The organism is Anabaena sp. UHCC 0187 (genome assembly GCF_009712035.1).
Classification (GTDB): Bacteria; Cyanobacteriota; Cyanobacteriia; order Cyanobacteriales; family Nostocaceae; genus Dolichospermum.
Map to the genome: position 1 here is coordinate 103,330 of NZ_VILB01000002.1, position 18,874 is coordinate 122,203.

The 18,874-nt window shown below is 36.6% G+C and carries 14 protein-coding genes; 5 read left to right on the plus strand and 9 right to left on the minus strand.

Annotation, left to right across the window (positions count from 1 at the left end):
• The first annotated feature begins 64 nt into the window (after positions 1-64).
• Positions 65-4,195, plus strand: coding sequence for a response regulator (locus FJR11_RS01790; protein ID WP_168502013.1), 4,131 nt, complete (start codon positions 65-67; stop codon positions 4,193-4,195).
• A 72-nt stretch (positions 4,196-4,267) separates the two neighbouring features.
• Here FJR11_RS01790 and FJR11_RS01795 read toward each other — a convergent pair whose 3' ends face one another.
• The 3 genes from FJR11_RS01795 to FJR11_RS01805 all read right to left on the minus strand — a co-directional run bounded on the left by FJR11_RS01795 (position 4,268) and on the right by FJR11_RS01805 (position 7,079).
• Entirely contained in the window at positions 4,268-4,681 is a 414-nt protein-coding gene (locus FJR11_RS01795; protein WP_168502014.1) for a secondary thiamine-phosphate synthase enzyme YjbQ, read from the minus strand.
• Between the two features lie 7 nt (positions 4,682-4,688).
• On the minus strand, positions 4,689-5,774 hold the full coding sequence (locus FJR11_RS01800; protein WP_168502015.1) for a glycosyl transferase: 1,086 nt from the start codon (positions 5,772-5,774) through the stop codon (positions 4,689-4,691).
• Between the two features lie 138 nt (positions 5,775-5,912).
• Positions 5,913-7,079, minus strand: coding sequence for an aminotransferase class V-fold PLP-dependent enzyme (locus tag FJR11_RS01805; protein ID WP_168502016.1), 1,167 nt, complete (start codon positions 7,077-7,079; stop codon positions 5,913-5,915).
• Positions 7,080-7,164: 85 nt separating this feature from the next.
• On the opposite strand from FJR11_RS01805, the gene FJR11_RS01810 reads away from it, so the two are divergent.
• Positions 7,165-8,280: an ABC transporter permease gene (locus FJR11_RS01810; RefSeq protein ID WP_168502017.1), complete on the plus strand. Its 1,116-nt coding sequence runs from the start codon at positions 7,165-7,167 to the stop codon at positions 8,278-8,280.
• A 223-nt stretch (positions 8,281-8,503) separates the two neighbouring features.
• Here the strand turns inward: FJR11_RS01810 and FJR11_RS01815 are convergent, their stop codons facing one another.
• The gene (locus FJR11_RS01815; RefSeq protein ID WP_168502018.1) at positions 8,504-9,529 is read right to left on the minus strand and encodes an ABC transporter permease; all 1,026 of its coding nucleotides are present in this window, start codon (positions 9,527-9,529) and stop codon (positions 8,504-8,506) included.
• Between the two features lie 162 nt (positions 9,530-9,691).
• Positions 9,692-11,323 (minus strand): ABC transporter substrate-binding protein, encoded by a 1,632-nt coding sequence (locus tag FJR11_RS01820; RefSeq protein ID WP_168502019.1) that lies wholly within the window; start codon positions 11,321-11,323, stop codon positions 9,692-9,694.
• Positions 11,324-11,535: 212 nt separating this feature from the next.
• Between FJR11_RS01820 and FJR11_RS01825 the strand changes: the two genes are divergently transcribed.
• A complete protein-coding gene (locus FJR11_RS01825) occupies positions 11,536-12,123 on the plus strand; it encodes a thioredoxin family protein (RefSeq protein ID WP_168502020.1) in 588 nt (195 codons plus the stop codon).
• A gap of 128 nt (positions 12,124-12,251) precedes the next feature.
• On the opposite strand, the gene FJR11_RS01830 is transcribed toward FJR11_RS01825, so the two are convergent.
• Complete coding sequence (locus FJR11_RS01830) at positions 12,252-12,764, minus strand: hypothetical protein (RefSeq protein ID WP_168502021.1); 513 nt, start codon at positions 12,762-12,764, stop codon at positions 12,252-12,254.
• A gap of 225 nt (positions 12,765-12,989) precedes the next feature.
• On the opposite strand from FJR11_RS01830, the gene aroA reads away from it, so the two are divergent.
• The gene (gene aroA / locus FJR11_RS01835; RefSeq protein WP_168502022.1) at positions 12,990-14,339 is read left to right on the plus strand and encodes a 3-phosphoshikimate 1-carboxyvinyltransferase; all 1,350 of its coding nucleotides are present in this window, start codon (positions 12,990-12,992) and stop codon (positions 14,337-14,339) included.
• 213 nt (positions 14,340-14,552) lie between these two features.
• Here aroA and FJR11_RS01840 read toward each other — a convergent pair whose 3' ends face one another.
• Positions 14,553-15,329 carry an N-acetylmuramoyl-L-alanine amidase gene (locus FJR11_RS01840; protein WP_371417431.1) on the minus strand — a complete coding sequence of 259 codons (777 nt, stop codon included), beginning with the start codon at positions 15,327-15,329 and terminating at the stop codon, positions 14,553-14,555.
• Between the two features lie 276 nt (positions 15,330-15,605).
• Positions 15,606-16,382: an iron export ABC transporter permease subunit FetB gene (gene fetB, locus FJR11_RS01845; protein ID WP_168502023.1), complete on the minus strand. Its 777-nt coding sequence runs from the start codon at positions 16,380-16,382 to the stop codon at positions 15,606-15,608.
• Between the two features lie 72 nt (positions 16,383-16,454).
• On the opposite strand from fetB, the gene FJR11_RS01850 reads away from it, so the two are divergent.
• Positions 16,455-17,603: a DegT/DnrJ/EryC1/StrS aminotransferase family protein gene (locus FJR11_RS01850; protein WP_168502024.1), complete on the plus strand. Its 1,149-nt coding sequence runs from the start codon at positions 16,455-16,457 to the stop codon at positions 17,601-17,603.
• Positions 17,604-17,717: 114 nt separating this feature from the next.
• Here the strand turns inward: FJR11_RS01850 and FJR11_RS01855 are convergent, their stop codons facing one another.
• Positions 17,718-18,461 carry a DUF561 domain-containing protein gene (locus FJR11_RS01855; RefSeq protein WP_168502025.1) on the minus strand — a complete coding sequence of 248 codons (744 nt, stop codon included), beginning with the start codon at positions 18,459-18,461 and terminating at the stop codon, positions 17,718-17,720.
• Positions 18,462-18,874: the final 413 nt, after the last annotated feature.

An 18,874-nucleotide genomic window follows, 5' to 3' on the forward strand; every position in this document is an offset into this window, starting at 1 on the left:
GTTCAATTTATTAAGTCAATACCAATCTTAAATAAAACTTTTTATTCAATAGGAATCAAATAATATGCGATTTTTTACTAATTTATTAAAGTTACCAGAAGTAGCTCTCAAGCCAAAACAAATTTTATTACTTGCATTGTTAATCATTGCTGGCTATCTTGGTAACTACTTTAAACTGACACTCTTTTTTGGAGTTGATTTTTTATTTGGTAGTATAGCCGTTTTAATTGTAGTAGCTATTTATGGAACTTTTTGGGGAACAATAGCTTCCATCATCAGTAGCACTCATACATACGTATTATGGGGACATCCTTATGCAATGATTATTTTCACTTGTGAAGCAATATTTATAGGATTATTTATCCGGAAAAAGACCCAGAATTTACTTTTACTAGATGGAATTTATTGGCTGACATTAGGTATACCTCTGGTTGCTATATTTTATGGTGGAGTCATAAAAGTAAGTTTAATAGGAACATTATTAATTCTTCTTAAACAATCTGTAAATGCCTTATTTAATGCCATGATTTGTAGCTTATTAATTAATTATTTACCGATAGAAAGATGGTTAAAAGGTAATAAAAACAAGCATAAAATTTCTTGGGAACAATCGCTTTTTAATATATTGATTGCTTTTGTATTTTTTCCAGTTATGGCAATTAATATGCACAATGCCATAAGTTCTAGTGAAAGTATTGAGAAAGCAGTAGTTAAAGATATAAATTTTCTATCATTAGCGTTTAAAGATAATATTGAATCTTGGTACGATAGTAATATAAATATCTTAAACAAAATTGTTAATAATTCAGACTTAGCGGATAAAAAATTAGTTATTAAATCCCAAGAAAATTTAGATAATATTCAAAAATTGTTTCCACGATTTAATAAAATTTATATTGTTAATAATGAAGGAGAAATTATGGCGGCATCTCCAAATAAACTACAATCATATATAAATATTAGTCAAAGACTTGATTTTGAGAAATTAAAAACATATCAATCTTCTATTATTACTAATATAGTAAATATATCTGGAAATAATGAAGTTCTTAATTTAGGTATAGCAATAGTTAAAAACAATCAATTTTTGGGTGCTATCTTTGGCGAAATTAATATAGAAGAATTAAGCGAACTAGTTAAAAATACAAAAATAGATCAACCTTTTTATCTGACTATTATAGATGAAAATGACCGCGTAATTGCCACTAATTTAGAAAATATAAAATTACTAGAAAAATTTACACTTTATAATCATAAAGTCAGCCGCAAAATTAATAATAATGTTGTTCATTTGCTCTCAGACTCACCTAATATACCAGCTATAGTAAAATGGGAAAAATCTTTTTATGCACAAACTATTGCTTTAAATAATACTGTTGCCCTCAAACTAGTTATCCAAATACCCACAAAGCCTCAAATAGATTATATTCGCAAAATATACATCCAAAATCTAGGAATTATGTTATTTACTGCCATCATGGCTTTAATAACTGCTATATTGCTTAGTAACAAATTAGTACAACCTGTGTTGAAGCTAACTCAAGTTACTACTGATTTACCTCAGAAGATTATGGCAGAAGAAGAGATTATTATTGATAATAGTATCATTGCGGAGATAGACTATCTAACTGGAAATTTTAAATCAATGATCTTGGCACTAAATGAGATGTTTCAAGAAATAAAAAGTGCTAAAAATACTCTTGAAGAACGGGTAGAAAACCGGACTCAACAATTATTAATTACTAACCAAGAACTGGAATCAGAAATTATTAACAGACAAAAAGTAGAAGCTATATTAAGGGATAGAGAGGAACGCTATGAATTAGCAATTTCTGGAACAAATGATGGTATTTGGGACTGGAATATAATAACTAATCAAATTTATTATTCACCCACTTGGATGAGAATTATTGGTTATGAAAATGAACCACTACCTCAGCTTTTCTCAACATGGGCAGATAATGTGCATCCAGATGAACTAGAAATAGCACTCTCCGATATCAATAATCATCTAGAAGGCAAAACAGATGTTTACCAAAATAATCATCGGATTAAACATTGCAATGGTAATTATATTTGGATAGCAGCAAAAGGAAAATGTATTTGTGATGAACAAGGTAAACCCTATCGTTTGGTAGGCATAATTACAGATATTACAGATAAAAAAATAGCCGAAGAAGAACTCAAGTTTGCGAAAGAAGAAGCGGAAATTGCTAACCAGAGTAAAAGCCAATTTTTAGCAACCATGAGTCACGAAATTCGCACTCCCATGAATGCAGTAATTGGCATGACAGGACTATTACTTGATACCCAATTAACATCACAACAACAAGAGTTTGTAGAAATTGTTCGTAATAGTGGTGATGCCATGTTAACACTGATTAATGATATTTTAGACTTCTCTAAAATTGAGTCTGGTAAGTTAGACATAGAAGAACAAACTTTTAATTTAAGAAGTTGTATTGAAGAATCTTTGGATTTGGTTGCTCCTAAAGCTAGTGAAAAAAACTTAGAACTTGCTTATATAATGGATGCAGAAACCTATGAATTAATTAGTGGTGATGTTGCCAGACTTCGGCAAATTTTAGTTAATTTACTGAGTAATGCAATTAAATTTACTAAATCTGGTGAAGTGGTACTTTCATTAACTAGCAAATTAAAAGATCAATCAAATTCTGAACTGCATGAAATTATATTTACTGTTAAAGATACTGGCATAGGCATTCCTGAAGATAGAATGGGTAGACTATTTAAGCCATTTAGTCAAGTTGACGCTTCTACCACTCGTCAGTATGGTGGTACAGGCTTAGGTTTGGTAATTAGTCAAAGACTAGTAGAAATGATGGGTGGGCAAATTACAGTTGAAAGTAAAATTGGTGAAGGATCTAGTTTTTCCTTTAGTATCTTTACCCCTTATGTGAGTAAATCGGAGCTTATCCATGATGAAAATCAACGACAATTGTTAGCTAATAAACGCTTATTAATTGTTGATGATAATGTTACAAATCGCCAATCTTTAATGTTACAAATTCAGTCTTTTGGTATGATTCCAACTGTTGCACCATCAGCAAGAGAAGCTCTGGCTTATTTACAACACCAAAAATTTGATCTTGCTATTTTAGATATGGAAATTTTAGATATGGAAATGCCAGAAATGGATGGTTTAACTCTAGGAAAGGAAATTCGTAAACTTCCTAATTGTCATCTGTTGCCTTTAATTATGTTAACTTCAATTGGGACTAATCAGATAGATGATAAGTCCAAAGTTGGAAATATTAACTTTGCAGCCTATCTCAATAAGCCTATTAAAAAATCCTATCTTGCTAATATCTTAATTAAAATTTTTAGTAATGACATGATTCCTAAAGAGCATAATTTATCATCAACATCATCACAATTTAATTCTCACCTCGCAGAGCAATTACCATTAAAAATTCTTTTGGCAGAAGATAATGTAGTTAATCAGAAAGTAGCTGTGAATATTTTACAACGTCTTGGCTATCGTCCTGATGTAGCAGCTAATGGTTTAGAAGTATTAATAGCTTTGCGAAGACAACATTATGATGTCGTCCTTATGGATATCCAAATGCCAGAAATGGATGGATTAACTGCGACTCAGAAAATATGCGAGGAATGGCCATTATCTTCTCGTCCTTGGATTATTGCCATGACTGCTAATGCAATGCAAGGAGATCGAGAAAAATGTTTAGAAATAGGCATGAATGACTACACAACGAAACCAATTCGATTGGAAGATTTAACACGAGCTTTAAGTAATTGTCAGAAACCCAATTTAATTAGTCATCAAATGCCTGAATCTTTAACTAAAAATGTGCATAATCTTTTAGATACAGAAACTTTAAAAGAATTAAAAGAAAGTATTTGCGATAATAACATTACAGAATTTGTGATATTAATTGATTCTTATTTAGAAGATTCACCTCAACGTTTGCAAGCTTTAAGTCAGGCAATTGCTGAAGATAATGCCAAAAATCTGAGATTAGAAGCGCATACACTTAAATCTAGTAGTGCTATTTTTGGAGCAAAAGAGTTCTCTAAACTTTGCAAAAAATTAGAAGATTTAGGACGTGATGGTAATACAGCAGATGCAGTTTTATTATTACCGCAATTAATCAAAGAATACCAGGAAGTAGAGGCCGCTTTACAATTAGAACGTCAGGCAAATACTTTATAGAAGGAGTCACCGAGTCAGGACAAAGAAGGAAGAAGGAAGAAAAAATTACCAATTATGAAATTACCAATTACCCTATCCAGAAATGTGAACTACTAACTCTCTTATATTCTTCTGTTGACGATGTTCCCAAACATAGATTCCTTGCCATGTTCCTAATACCAAATGACCACGATTAATGGGAATTTGTTCGGAAGTGTGGGTTAAAACTGTGCGAATATGTCCTGGCATATCATCAGGGCCTTCAGCATCATGAACATAATAGTTTCCTTCTGGTACTATTTTTGCCATGAAATTAGCTAAATCAACTAATACATCAGGATCAGCATTTTCTTGAATTACTAAACTAGCTGAAGTGTGACGTAAAAATAAACTACAAAGCCCAGTTTCTATGCCAGATTCGGCAACAATAGCTTCAATTTTAGCGGTGATATTGTGAAAAGATTTCCCATTTGTGGAAACTCTTAATAATTTCTGGTAGTGTGTCATGGCTAGTTTATCTATTCTGCTCTAAATAATCTATCACAGCTTTGGCTATTGTTTCATTGCCATTTTTATCTATGGCTTTAGTTTGCTTTGGTGGTTGGGGTGACTGATAAAGAAAATCCCAATCTCCTTGAAAAAATTCTGGTACTGTGAGAATTTGATGATGATTGTAATTAGTAATTCCGGCCAACATAAAAGCTGCTTCGGCAAAATCATCACGGGGGATAGTTACTACTGGTACTTCTAAACGGGTGGCTTCTGAAAAAGTCCCATATCCAGGTTTAGAAATAATTCTCCCACAAATCGGCATAAAATCTACAGGACGATATTGACGATTTGTAACTTTAATTAAGTTAGGTAAATCTGGGGCTGAAGAATCAAAAGTAATAAATTGCCAGTCGGGAAATTTGCTAATATTAGCATAAGGAATTTCTTGCAAACCTAAACCCCCAAATGTTAGTAAAATTGTTTGTTCTGGGGGTGTATTTATTCCCCAATTTGCGCGTAATTCATCAATAGCAAAATGGGGAGAACCACCAGTTAAACCGACATCGGTAATATGAGTAAAAGCTGACATTGGTTCATGGAAAGGGAGACGAAATAAACGGTCACATTTTCCATACCAATCACTAATCCAATCAGCAATTTCCAGAAATTCTTCTCCCCAATCTCGATAAATAAAATCCCAACCAAAATTACTGATCATGCAGCAGGGAATATTCGTAACTTGAGCCAATCCAGCCGCAAGAAAGGGAATATCTGCCAAAATTAAATTCACACGATTTTGACGAATGAAATTAACTTCTGAAGCAATTAAGGATTTGTGATTTTTTTTAATTTCTCGCAGTTTTTCCAAAGTTGCTGGTTTATCCATTGTCAAACTATCAGCTTGAATTACACCTAAATCAAACGCCCGTGGACGCAAAATAAAATCACCTTCTATATAAGATTCTAGCAACCAGCGAGGTGCAGTAGTAACTAAAATTAATAACGCTTCGGGGCATAATTTTTGAATGGTATTAGCTATAGAAGCTGTGCGGGTTGCATGACCAAAACCGTGATTGGTAATTGCTATATATATAATTGGTCTTTCCATGATTTCAAAAGAAAAAGATTAAAAAGAATTTGCGTAGGTTGGGTTAAAGTAAGGAAACCCAACATTAAAAATCATTGGTTTTGTTGGGTTTCCCAAAGCCATTACTCCGCGTTCACGCAGTGTCCCGCAGGGATAGGTTCACGTTCCACAGCCCAACCAACTTGATATTGCTGTGATTAATTGGTCAATTTCTGATGCCAAAGTTAGATAATGAACACTCACACGAATGCAATTAGGATTAGCAATTGTTCGGGTTAAAATATTTTGTGATTCTAGAGATTGCACCAATTTAAAACTCGGCTGATTCGTTAATTGAAAAGAAACTAATCCACTTTCTGGAGGTGAATTCTTTAAACATTTAACATCAGGTAAAGAGGTTAACTTTTGCCAAAGATAATTACTATTTTGGCAAATTTGCTCATATCTTTCCTCTGCTGTTCCCCACTGTTCATGAATTGTAATTGCTGTCTTTAAACCCACATATAATGAAGTTGGTAAAGTAGATACTTCATATCTGCGTCCATCTGGTTGCCAACCCGTCGGTTGGGCTTGACTATTAGTAATTATCCCACTCAAGCCAATAAAAGTTGGATGCAAATTTTCTCTCGTTTCGGGACGCACATATAAACCACCCACACCCGCAGGACCGCATAACCATTTGTGACCAGTAAAGGCATAAAAATCTACACCCAACGCTGTTAAATCCAAAGGAAGAACACCTACTGATTGAGCCGCATCTATCAATAACAGAGAATTATTGCTCTTGCATACTTCGACAATTTTATCAATAGGTAAAACTTGACCAGTATTCCACAAAACATGACTTAAAACTACTAAGCGGGTTTTGGGACGAAGATTTTCAGCAATAATACTGAGAGGATCTCCCTCATTTAAAGTAGCCATTAAGGGACAGGTGGTAACTTCTATCGCAAATCTGCGGGCAATTTCCTGCGCTGTAGCAATGACTCCAGGGTGTTCACAGTCGGAAAGCAGTAGATGATCCCCAGGTTGCCAATCAATCCCCCACATCGCAATGTTACAACCTACCGTGACATTACCAGTGAGAGTAATTGTGTCACTTGGCACATTCAATGTAGATGCAATGGCTTCTCGACTAGCTTGTATTTGCGGTGAAATCCAACTATAGGCCTCACTCCCAAAAGGGCCTATATTTTGAATATGTGCCTGAGATTGGCTAATAGCATCCATAGCCCCTTGGGGCATTGTTCCCTGGCCTCCGTAGTTAAAATAAACCTTATTACTTAAAGCGGGAAATTGTGCGCGATGGTGATGTAAGTTATTCATAAAATGGGGTTGCGGTTTTTTATCTAATTTATTGATATATACTTTTATCAACAATTAATCAACATTAACTTTTACATCAAAAACTATGAATTGGTGGCAACGACTCAACAAAAACCCTTTAGCACGAACTGGGGCAATTATCCTCTTATGTTTCTATTTAGCAGTAATTGGTGCTGATTTCATCGCTCCTTATAACCCTTATGATTCACAAGCTAATGGTTCACTACTCCCACCCACTCAGATTCATTGGGTGTCTCAATCAGGGCAGTTTATTGGACCCCACGTATATCCTACAACACAAGGCGATACTAACTTAGAAACTGGGGAAAGAAAAATAATTATAGACCAGACAAAGCCTTCACCATTAAGGTTATTTGTTGCTGGCCCGAAATATCAATTATTCAATTTGAGTATCTCCTTACCTCCAAAATGGCAGGAAGTCACAATTCTTCCTGGTATTTCCTTAAATTGGCATTTGTTTGGCGTGATTGGTGATGCAAAATTTAATATTTTGGGAACAGATGAACAAGGACGCGACCAATTTAGTCGGCTGTTGCATGGTGGTCGAATTAGTATGTTTATTGGCATTTTTGGGATTATCATCACCTATCCTTTAGCATTACTAATTGGTGGTATTTCCGGCTATTTTGGTGGTTTAATTGATAGTATTATTATGCGTTTAGCGGAAGTATTGATGACATTTCCCAGTATTTATTTATTAGTAGCACTATCAGGGATTTTGAGTCCAAAATTAACCAGCACTCAGCGATTTTTATTAATTATTGTCATCACTTCCGTAATTAGTTGGGCAGGTTTAGCGAGGATCATTCGCGGACAAGTATTATCAATCAAAGAACTCGAATTTGTGCAAGCAGCAAAGGTAATGGGTGGTAATCCCATTTATATTATTGTTCGTCATGTTTTACCACAAACTGCAACTTACATCATTATTTCTGCTACGTTAACAATTCCTAGTTTTATTGGTGCAGAAGCCGTATTAAGTCTGATTGGTTTAGGGATTCAACAACCAGATCCTTCTTGGGGAAATATGCTTTCTTTAGCGAGTAATGCTTCTATTTTAGTATTACAACCTTGGCTAATTTTACCACCAGCAATTCTGATTATTATTACAGTTTTGTCGTTCAATGTCTTAGGTGATGGTTTGAGAGATGCTCTTGATCCACGTAGTTTGGAAAGGTAATAATATCCAAATTATAATTATTAGTAGGTTGGGTTAAGCGACAGCGCAACCCAACAACAGCTTTAATAATTAGGGTTAATAATGTTGGGTTTCCTTGGGTCAACTCAACCTACATAACTAATATCTAATTCTCCGATGGTTAAGCGACAGCGCAACCCAACAGAAGCTTTAATAATTAGGGTTAATAATGTTGGGTTTCCTTGGGTCAACCCAACCTACATAACTAATATCTAATTCTCGGATCTACATAAGCATTGAGAATATCAATTAAAATACTCGCACTAACGACAATTGCCCCAAAAAATACTAACACCCCTTGCACTGTGGGATAATCTCGGTCAGAAATAGCTTGATATAAACGATTTGCTAACCCTGGCCAGGAAAATGTGACTTCTGTTAAAATTGCGCCACCTAATAAGGAAGCAAATGTTAATCCCAATACCGTAATAACTGGGATTAAGGCATTCTTTAAGGCATGGGAAACTAAAATCTTATTTTCAGAAATTCCTCGCGCTCTAGCTGCTTCTACATAATCAGCTTTTAAAGTTTGTTTTAAATTAACTCTGACAATGCGCTCAAAAATGCCACTTAGCAAAATTCCCAAAGTTAAACTTGGTAAAGCTAAATGATGTAAAGATGTGAAAAACTGACTGAAATTTCCACTTAATAAACTATCAATTGTATATAAACCAGTAATATTTGTAGGTGCAGGAAGATTGGGAGGAAAACGATTAGAATTGGGAAACCAACCTAATTGAACTGAGAAAATTAATTGTAACAACATACCTGCCCAAAACATCGGCAGTGCATAGGTAATAATCCCGAATAACCGCCCGCCAATATCAAAAGCAGTCCCCGGACGAGAAGCGGAAATAGTCCCGACTAAAACGCCAACAATCAAGGCTACAGCCATACTCGCAAATGCTAATTCTACTGTGGCTGGAAAATATTGACCAATGATTTCACCCACATTTTGCCCGCGACTGGTTAAGGAAGTGCCTAAATCAAAGCGCAGTAAATTACCTAAATAATTCAGATATTGTAACCAAATTGGTAAATCTAAACCAAGCTGTTTTCTTAATTCTTCTTTGGCACTTTCTGGCGCTCTTCCTCCCAGAATTGCATCTGCTGGATCTCCTGGTGTGGCTCTGAGTAAAAGAAAAACAATGGTGATAATAGTTAATAGTTGCAGTGGTGCAAATAGCAACCGAGAAACAATGTAATACTGTAAAGCTTTTGAACGCGACATATTTATTAATTAAAAATTCAAAATTCACAAAAACCTCGTTCCTTGTCTCTGACAAGGAATGCAGTCTTGAGGCTCTGCCTCATATAATTAACAAGAGGCAGAGCCTCTAAATTTCATTCCCAGCCGGAGTCTGGGAACGAGGAAACGAGAAATCACTAATGACTACTTTTTAATTGTTTTATAAATCAGGTTTTGAGTAGGATCAAGTTTGACGTTGTTTACGCCTTTTTGAGCAAATACATAATCTTTGTTTTGCCATAAAGGTATGTAGGGAACATCAGTTAAAACTTGGGCTTGAATGTCTGCAAATATTTTTTTCCGGGCTTCAGGATTTTGTTCTTTCCGTTGTTGATCTATGAGTTTATTCATAGCCTCACTATAATAGAATGAACCCTGGGTTTGACTGCCTCCTTCTTCACAACCTTTAGCAACTGAACCTTTTTCACAAGCTAAAAATGGCTGCACGTAGTTGTCTGGATCTAAAAAGTCTGGATACCAATCAAGTAAAGCGGCTGGATATAAACCTTTGGAAATTTCTTTATAAAAGGTAGCACCTTCTACAGTTTTAACTTCCAATTGTAACATCCCATCCATTTTAGTATCAGCAAGAGATTTTAGGGTTTGGGCAGCTAAACTGCGAGTGGGTGAACTTGCAGGATACCAAATTTGCACTTTGGCAGGATTTTCTTTAGAGAAACCAGCCGCAACTAAGGATTTTTTAGCTTGTTCAAAGTTACCATCACCATATTTATCTTTAAATAATGGTTGGGAAACATTGAAGGTTGTGGGAATCATGCTGTAAAGAGGATCTGCTTGAGAATATAATACCCGCGCATTTAATAATGGTCGATCAATTAATGATGCCATCGCTTGTCTCACTTCTACCTTATCTAAAGGTTTCTGATTGCGATTTAAGGTCATATAACTAACCACACTACCTTGGGCGGTAATTGCTTGCCAATCTCCTTTTTTTGCACTTTCTTCTAAACTACGAATTTGGTCTGGTTGCAAAGATAGATAAGCCACATCTACCGCACCAGTTTTAAAGGCATTAAATAAGTTAACTGGACTGGTTTGAATTTGGACATTCACACCTTTATTTTCGGGTTTTGTTCCCCAATATTTATCAAATACATCAAATCTCAAGGAATCAGTTCCATAGTTAGCTAATTTGTAAGCACCAGTCCCGACAAAGATATTCGGTTTAAATTTCCCAGCCCCAATTTCATAAGCTGTTGGTGAAACTGCACAGACTCCAGAAAATGCTAACAAGGAAGGAAAAGCTGCAAAGGGTTTTTTCAGTTTAATTGTTAACTCGTCTTCTCCTGTGGCTTTAACTGAAGCTATGGTATCAGAAAGCAAGAAAGATGGTTTACCTTTATTTTCAATAAACCGTTGAATACTAAACTCCATTGCTTTGGCATTGAAGGGAGTACCATCATGAAATACTACTCCTTTGCGAATAGGAATGGTGTAAGTTAAACCATCGGCACTGACTTTAGGTAATGCTGTGGCCAATTGTGGTTTAATTTCTGTACTTCCTGGTTCATAAGTATATAAGCGATCGCTCATATTAAAAATTAAACCCAAGGATGATAATTCATACGCATCAGCAGGATCAAGAGTTCTCGGCTTTCCTGTTGTCCCAATAGTAATCCGACCATCACCCGCAGGAGTATTGACAACACCAGTCGAGGGCGTATTTGTTTGTTGTTTAGGAGTACAACTAACAACTAATAATAGACAAAGACAGAACAAAGATAGGAACTTTGTCATCCTACCCCACTGTTTCATTTGCAAGGAACACCAAGTTATCATTATGAAAATCTTTTCAATCAGCAATCGGTAATTATAGCAGGGAACAGGGAATAGTCAATAAGTAAGCATTTTATAATATACCTAACTTCTTGAATAATTTACGTATTTGAAGTCGGTCATTTTTCTAAATTAAAATGGATTATCATATTATTATTCGCAAAAAGTCCGATCAAAGCATTAAATAAATTATGGTTTTAACAGCTTCGACAATGTTGCCTCTAGGCACTAAAGCTCCAAATTTTCATCTACCAGAAGTAGTATCTGGAAAAACAATTTCTCTTGATAATTTTGCCGACAAGAAAGCATTACTAATCATGTTTATTTGTCGTCATTGCCCATTTGTTAAGCATATTCAACAAGAATTAGCAAGGTTAGATCAAGATTACAGCAACAGTAATTTAGGGATTATTGCCATTAGTGCCAATGATGCTCAAAATTATGCCAATGATGCCCCAGAATCGTTAAAAGAAATGGCTATAGAACTGGGGTTTGGTTTTACCTTCTGTTACGACGAAACTCAAGAAATAGCAAAAGCTTATACAGCAGCTTGTACACCAGATTTCTTTTTATCTGATAACGAAAGAAAACTCGTTTATCGTGGACAATTAGATGATAGTCGTCCTAGCAATAATCAACCTGTGACAGGTAAAGATTTAAGAGCAGCTATTACCGCAGTCTTAAATAATCAACCCGTAACAAGTGAACAAAAGCCGAGTATTGGTTGCAATATCAAATGGAAACCAGGTAACGAACCTAGTACCGCAGGGCGGAATTAAAAATTAACAATTAAAAATTAAAAAAGCAGATTATACAAGCTTTTTAGTAATTTTTAATTGTTGGTTGATTTACACTGTTGTGTACTAGTTATTAAGACTAATTGTTAATTATCAGTTGTCCATTGCCTTCAATGCTGAATTTCCAAATTAAGAATATAATGCCCTAATTGGACTTTTCCTGTCCACAGTTCATACTCTAAACGCAAATGCTCTGGAAGAGGATGCCCGCTGATAGTAAAGCTTTTGGTGAAATTACGTAAACGAATGGGTTGATGGAGTTGTAATGATTCATTCGGCAACCAAAAACGACTAATCCCATAGACACCTTGCTCCCAAAAATGACGGTAACTAACCTGGGCATTACCTTGCATAGTCATACTTAACCGATAGGGAGAAATTTCCAACCATAATATCCTGGGACTGCTAGGAGGAGAAAAATTGTTTTTAGTTTGGGAAAGAGTATCTTCAGGATTTAAATAACTTCCTACTTCACAACTAATCAGCGGTGGTGCAGTTAATACTAAATGAAATTTATCTGTATCTCTTTGATACAAAGTTCCGGCAGTTTCAACCACAGACCAAATTGGCAAGTCAGTGGAAATCATGGATAGACATACGGGTTTGCGGTGGTGAGTTAGCATGAGAGCGTGAGGGGTTAAAATTGAATAATAAAACTCCAGCAGTTTAGTTTAAACTAATAGACTTGTTGGCAAATTGCTAATTAAATATGGTATTATCTGTCACCTGTTCTCTACCTTAAGAAATACTATAGTTACCAAAAAGCGGTAGGATACTAAATTGGAAGTTGATAGTGACAATTAAGTCGCTGTTTAGCTTTTATTCTATTCAAAATTCATTGTATCCTAATGTCGGCTGTTGTTATTACTTTAGAAACTCAAGCAAACTCTTCTGATCACTTAATTATTCAGCGCTCTCCTGCTGGATTGTCTTTACAGGGACGTATCCGCGTCCCTGGAGATAAATCTATTTCCCATCGCGCTTTGATGTTGGGTGCGATCGCAGAAGGTGAAACTCAGATTCAAGGACTGCTTTTAGGCGAAGATCCCCGTAGCACTGCGGCTTGTTTTCGGGCGTTAGGTGCAGAAATTTCGGAATTAAATACAGAATTAGTTAAAGTTAAAGGCATCGGTTTGGGCAATTTCCAAGAACCTCTAGATGTCCTGGACGCTGGTAATTCTGGGACAACGATGAGGTTGATGTTGGGCTTGTTAGCATCCCATCCAGGGCGATTTTTCACAGTGACTGGTGATAGTTCTTTGCGATCGCGTCCCATGTCTCGTGTTGTCAAACCGCTGCAACAAATGGGAGCGCAAATTTGGGGACGCAAAGGCAACACTTTAGCACCTCTAGCCATTCAAGGACAAGCCCTGCAACCGATTCATTATCATTCTCCCATTGCTTCGGCTCAAGTTAAATCCTGCATTCTTCTCGCGGGTTTAAATACGGAAGGACAAACCACCGTCACCGAACCCGCTTTATCACGGGATCACAGTGAACGAATGTTAAGAGCTTTTGGCGCAGAATTAACTGTAAATTCAGACACCAACAGCGTTACTATCACTGGTGGGGCGAAACTCTATGGACAAACTGTAATTGTCCCTGGTGATATCAGTTCAGCGGCTTTTTGGTTAGTGGCTGGGGCGATAGTTCCTGGTTCAGATTTGGTAGTCGAAAATGTCGGTGTCAATCCTACCCGCACGGGTATTTTAGAAGCTTTGGCAATGATGGGGGCAGATATTCAACTAGAGAATCAGCGCGAAGTCGCGGGAGAACCTGTGGCTGATATCCGCGTCCGTTCTGGTGGTTTAAAAAGCTGTACCATCGCTGGTGATATTATTCCCAGATTAATTGATGAAATTCCTATTTTGGCAGTTGCGGCGGCTTTTGCTGAGGGGACAACAATTATTCGGGATGCGGAGGAGTTAAGAGTCAAAGAGAGCGATCGCATTACGGTGATGGCACAACAACTCAATAAAATGGGGGCAAAAATCACCGAATTACCCGATGGGATGGAAATTACTGGCGGTACTCCCTTAGTCGGTGCGGAAGTAGATAGCCATACAGATCATCGTATTGCTATGAGTTTAGCGATTGCAGCCCTCAACGCCAGCGGCACAACCACCATTCATCGCGCTGAAGCCGCAGCTATTTCTTATCCTAATTTCACAGCCACATTACGGGAAGTTTGTCAATAATTTTTAGGGGCTGGGATAAGGGAAAGGTACAGGGATTGAGTAGATACGATGATATCCACAGGAAAAATATGAAGTAAAAGTCATTTTAAAATCGTTAAATATTAATAGAAACTGGTGCGTTACATTTCATTAACGCATCCTAAAGAATTAATTGGGATGAAATTAATCAACAGTTTGCAGATGCCATTAAAATAGGGTAATCTTTATCTTTTTTCAGTGCTGATATTGTCTAAACCATTCTACAATTGATTCAGCTAGTATAACGGCTAACTTTTTTTGTTCCTGGGGATTAACTATCCACTCAAATTCTTGAGGATGGGTCATAAAACCCAATTCCAACACCACTGATGGGGCAATTTCTGGACGAGTCAATGCTAAGTTATTCCAATACACACCTTGAGATTTACGTCCTAATTTATTCACTAAATAGTGATGTATGATGTTTGCTAAACTATGGGATTGGGGATGATACCAAAAACTTCTGACTCCCTGAGTTTTTTCTGCATCACCATCAATTTCTATAGCTGTATAATGTATGGTAATAGTAATTTTAGGTTCTACTTGATTAATTATCCTTTGACGTTCCAGTAAAGATATTTCTCGATCCTCTTCCCTAGACATCACCACTATAGCACCTCGTTTCTGTAGTTCAGTCCGCAAGAATTTTGAAACAATTAAATTTGCATCCTTAGCTAAAAATCCCGTAAAACCAGCAGCACCAGTTTCCTTTCCACCATGTCCTGGATTAACTAAAATTTTGATCCCAGATAGCGGTTTGTATTTGTTTCCTATCTTTTGATAGTCACCAACTTGTTTTAACCTTGGTAAAGATTCTACTGTGGCCAAAACTGGTGACGGACTAGAAAGAAATACTAAAAGAAGAAATCCCGACAATCTACCCAATTGATTAAAAATTTTTGACTTTAACTGCACTTTACTGTGATATAAAATAGTAAATTCGTAGGGTGTATTAGCGACAGTATACCACACTAATATCAATATTTTTTGTCAGAATCAGGATGCACAGGATTTTTGTTAAATTCATCCATATTTTCGGAAATTGCGCTAATTTCAATTTATAAAAACTTGATATAGGTGTTGGGTTTCGTTACCTCAACCCAACCTACAAGAGACTTCCAAGAAATAAATTATCCCAAGAAACGAACCACAGAGGCACAGAGTACACAGAGAGAGAATTTTTGCATCAGTTTTGGGACATTTTTTTATTTGGAAGTCTCCAATTAATTTTCTCTTCACCAATTCGCATCATCTAATTAACTGCATTGCTGAATTAAAAAACTGCCGACATAAGCCTTTTGTAATTAAAATGGTTGTCAACAAATTGGTGACAGCTACCATAAAAATAATTAAAATCTCGTAGGATACAGCCTCTAGTGGTGCAACACCAGCTAATAATTGTCCATTGGTAAAGGTTGGTACTGTTACCATACCAATTAACATCATTTGATTTAAAGTGGGAAGAAAGGCGGCGCGAATTGCTTCTTTGCGGTAGGGTTTAATCGCCTGTTCCACATTTGCACCTAAACTTAAATGGGTTTCTATTTCCGTGGGAAATTGGTTGATACTACTAACTAAACGTTCTCCCGCTATTGCTGCTGCATTCATGGCATTACCCAGCAAGATGCCAGCTAAAGGAATGATATAACGCGGTTCATACCATCTATCTGGTTGAATAATTAAAAAATTGGTGTAAAGCAATGTTAAGGACGTGCTGACAAAAATCGCAATCCAGACTAAAGGTAAAACTTGAGGAATTTTTTGGCTGATGCGATTGCGAGTAATAATTGCAGTAATTGTCAGGATTATTGCTAAAATCCCCACTACTGCCCAAACGTTGTTAACGGCAAAAATAAAGTCAAAAATGTATCCTAATACAAGTAGTTGGAGGATAGTTCTACCAGTAGCGATCGCTAAATTTAATTCTAGTCCTAATTGCTCCCACGCCGATATCCCAATGGCAATAGCCATTAAGCCCATAGCTAAAGCCAAATCTACCATATCCAATTTGATTAGCTCTGGCATAGTTTGTCTACCTCTTCATGATTGGAAACTTTACAAACATAACTTTTGTATCTAAAAATAAGATAAAAACTCATGGTTAAAAGTGTAAATTCGATTCCCGCCTTTGATATTAAACAACAATATGCCACTATTGAAGCTGAAGTAAGTGCTGCTGTCTTAGCCGTTCTGGCTTCTGGGCGTTATATTGGTGGTCCAGCAATTACAGATTTTGAACAACAGTTTGCAGCTTATCATGGTGTCAGTGAATGTGTAGCTTGCAACTCTGGTACTGATGCCCTATTTTTAGCATTACGCGCTTTAGGAATTGGCGCAGGTGATGAAGTTATTACCACACCATTTACTTTTTTTGCAACAACAGAAGTTATCAGTGCCGTAGGGGCAACGCCAGTATTTGTAGATATTGATGTAACTACGTTTAATTTAGATGTAGAAAAATTAGCCGCAGCGATTACAGCAAACACCAAAGCGATTATGCCAGTCCACCTGTTTGGACTCCCTGTGGAGATGACAGGATTAATGGAAATTGCCAAAGCTCATAATTTAGCAGTAATTGAAGATTGCGCTCAAGCTACCGGTGCAAGTTGGGAAAATCAAAAAGTCGGTAGTATTGGCCATGTTGGTTGCTTTAGTTTCTACCCTACCAAAAATCTTGGTGGTTGCGGTGATGGTGGCGCAATTACCACAAATGATCCAGCGATCGCTACACAATTACGAGTTTTGCGAGAACATGGGAGTAAGGTAAGATATATTCATGAAGAAATTGGTGTCAATAGTCGGTTAGATGCTATTCAAGCCGTAATTCTGCAAATTAAACTGCGCTATCTCGATTCTTGGAACAACAGACGCAAACAAATCGCTGATTATTATTACCAACATCTCAGTTCACTTTCTGGTATCATTGTCCCTCAAGAATATCCGGGCGGAGTTGGGGTTTGGAATCAATATACCATTCGTGTTTCTGGAGAAAGACGCAATGGTGCAAGTGGTAAATATCGAGATTGGGTAAAAAATCAAATGCAGGAACAGGGTGTTAATTCCATGATTTACTATCCCTTACCTTTACATTTGCAGCCAGTGTATAAAAATTTAGGTTATCAGCCAGGACAATTGCCAGTAGCAGAGCAAGCTTGTCATGAAGTTTTATCCTTACCCATGTTCCCCGAATTGGAGCAAGAACAACAAGATAAAGTTATTGATACCTTAAAAAATTGTTTATCCTGAATTTTCGGGGTAAAAAAGAGGCAGAAAAGCACAGAGTAGAGGAAAAATATTCATCTTCCCTCTTAGCTCTTACCTCTGTGTCCTCTGCGCCTCTGCGGTTCGATACATTACCTATTAAACAAATGTGCGAATATTTGCAGTAGCCAAAGCTTCTACCAAACTACGCACAGCGGCAATCATGGCGATTTCGCTATTGAGTTGGTTGATAGCTGAACCGACACCAACACCAGCCGCACCGGATGCGATCGCCATTGGTGCAGTAACATTAGAAATACCAGAAGCGCACAGTACAGGCACAGAAACCGCACGGGCAATTTCATAAGCTGCGGCTAAAGTAGGAGCAGCCTTTTCAATTAAACCCAAAGTACCGGGGTGAATAGGATTGCTGCTAGTACCACCTTCGGTTTGAATAATATCTGCACCAGCTTTTACCAAATCCTCAGCCAGTTGTACCTGTTGGTCTAAGGTGAGGATATGGGGAACAGTCACAGATAGGGTAATTTCTGGCAGCAAGGCACGAGTTTGGTAAGTTAGTTCCAAAACTTCCGCAGCTTCAAATCTGCGTCCTTGGGCATAAAAAGCATCAAAGTTACCAATTTCAATTAAATCAGCACCAGCAGCCACAGCAGTCACAAACTTCTCTGGTTCAACCGCAGATACACAAATAGGTAATTTGGTCAAGCTTTTTGCCAATTTCACCAAATCCACATCAGCAGCAATATCCACAAAGGTAGCACCACCCAAATCAGCGGCTTTTACGGTTGCAGCTACACTAGCAGCATTGAAGTTATTTAAACCGCTAATTACCTTTAGTACAGGATGAGCAAATGCCCGGTTGAGGTGAGGATACATAGTCATAATTTTTGTTTTGCAGCTTATTTTCAGTAGGAATATTTTTACATTAAATATACCAATCCGACTGTGATTAGGAAAATATATTAAGATTTATTGACAAAATCTAGTTATAATCGCTGAAATTTAGTTGCCTTACTGAAAGTAGGTCTCTTTTTAAACTTAATTATTTATGTAATTTTTACGTGAATTTACTACCAAATTTTAGACTTACATTCTACGGAATACGGTATTCTTTGTAATTACATTTATACATACATACAGTTAAACTTTTTGAACCAATAAAATCTAAAAAAAGACTATCATAGCAATTGCCAGGGAAATGAGAACATTGACCATAACTATGATGATAGTTGTAAACATTCATGAGTTAGAATGCAATTGATTTATGATAACTGCATCTAATCCCAAACTCACCC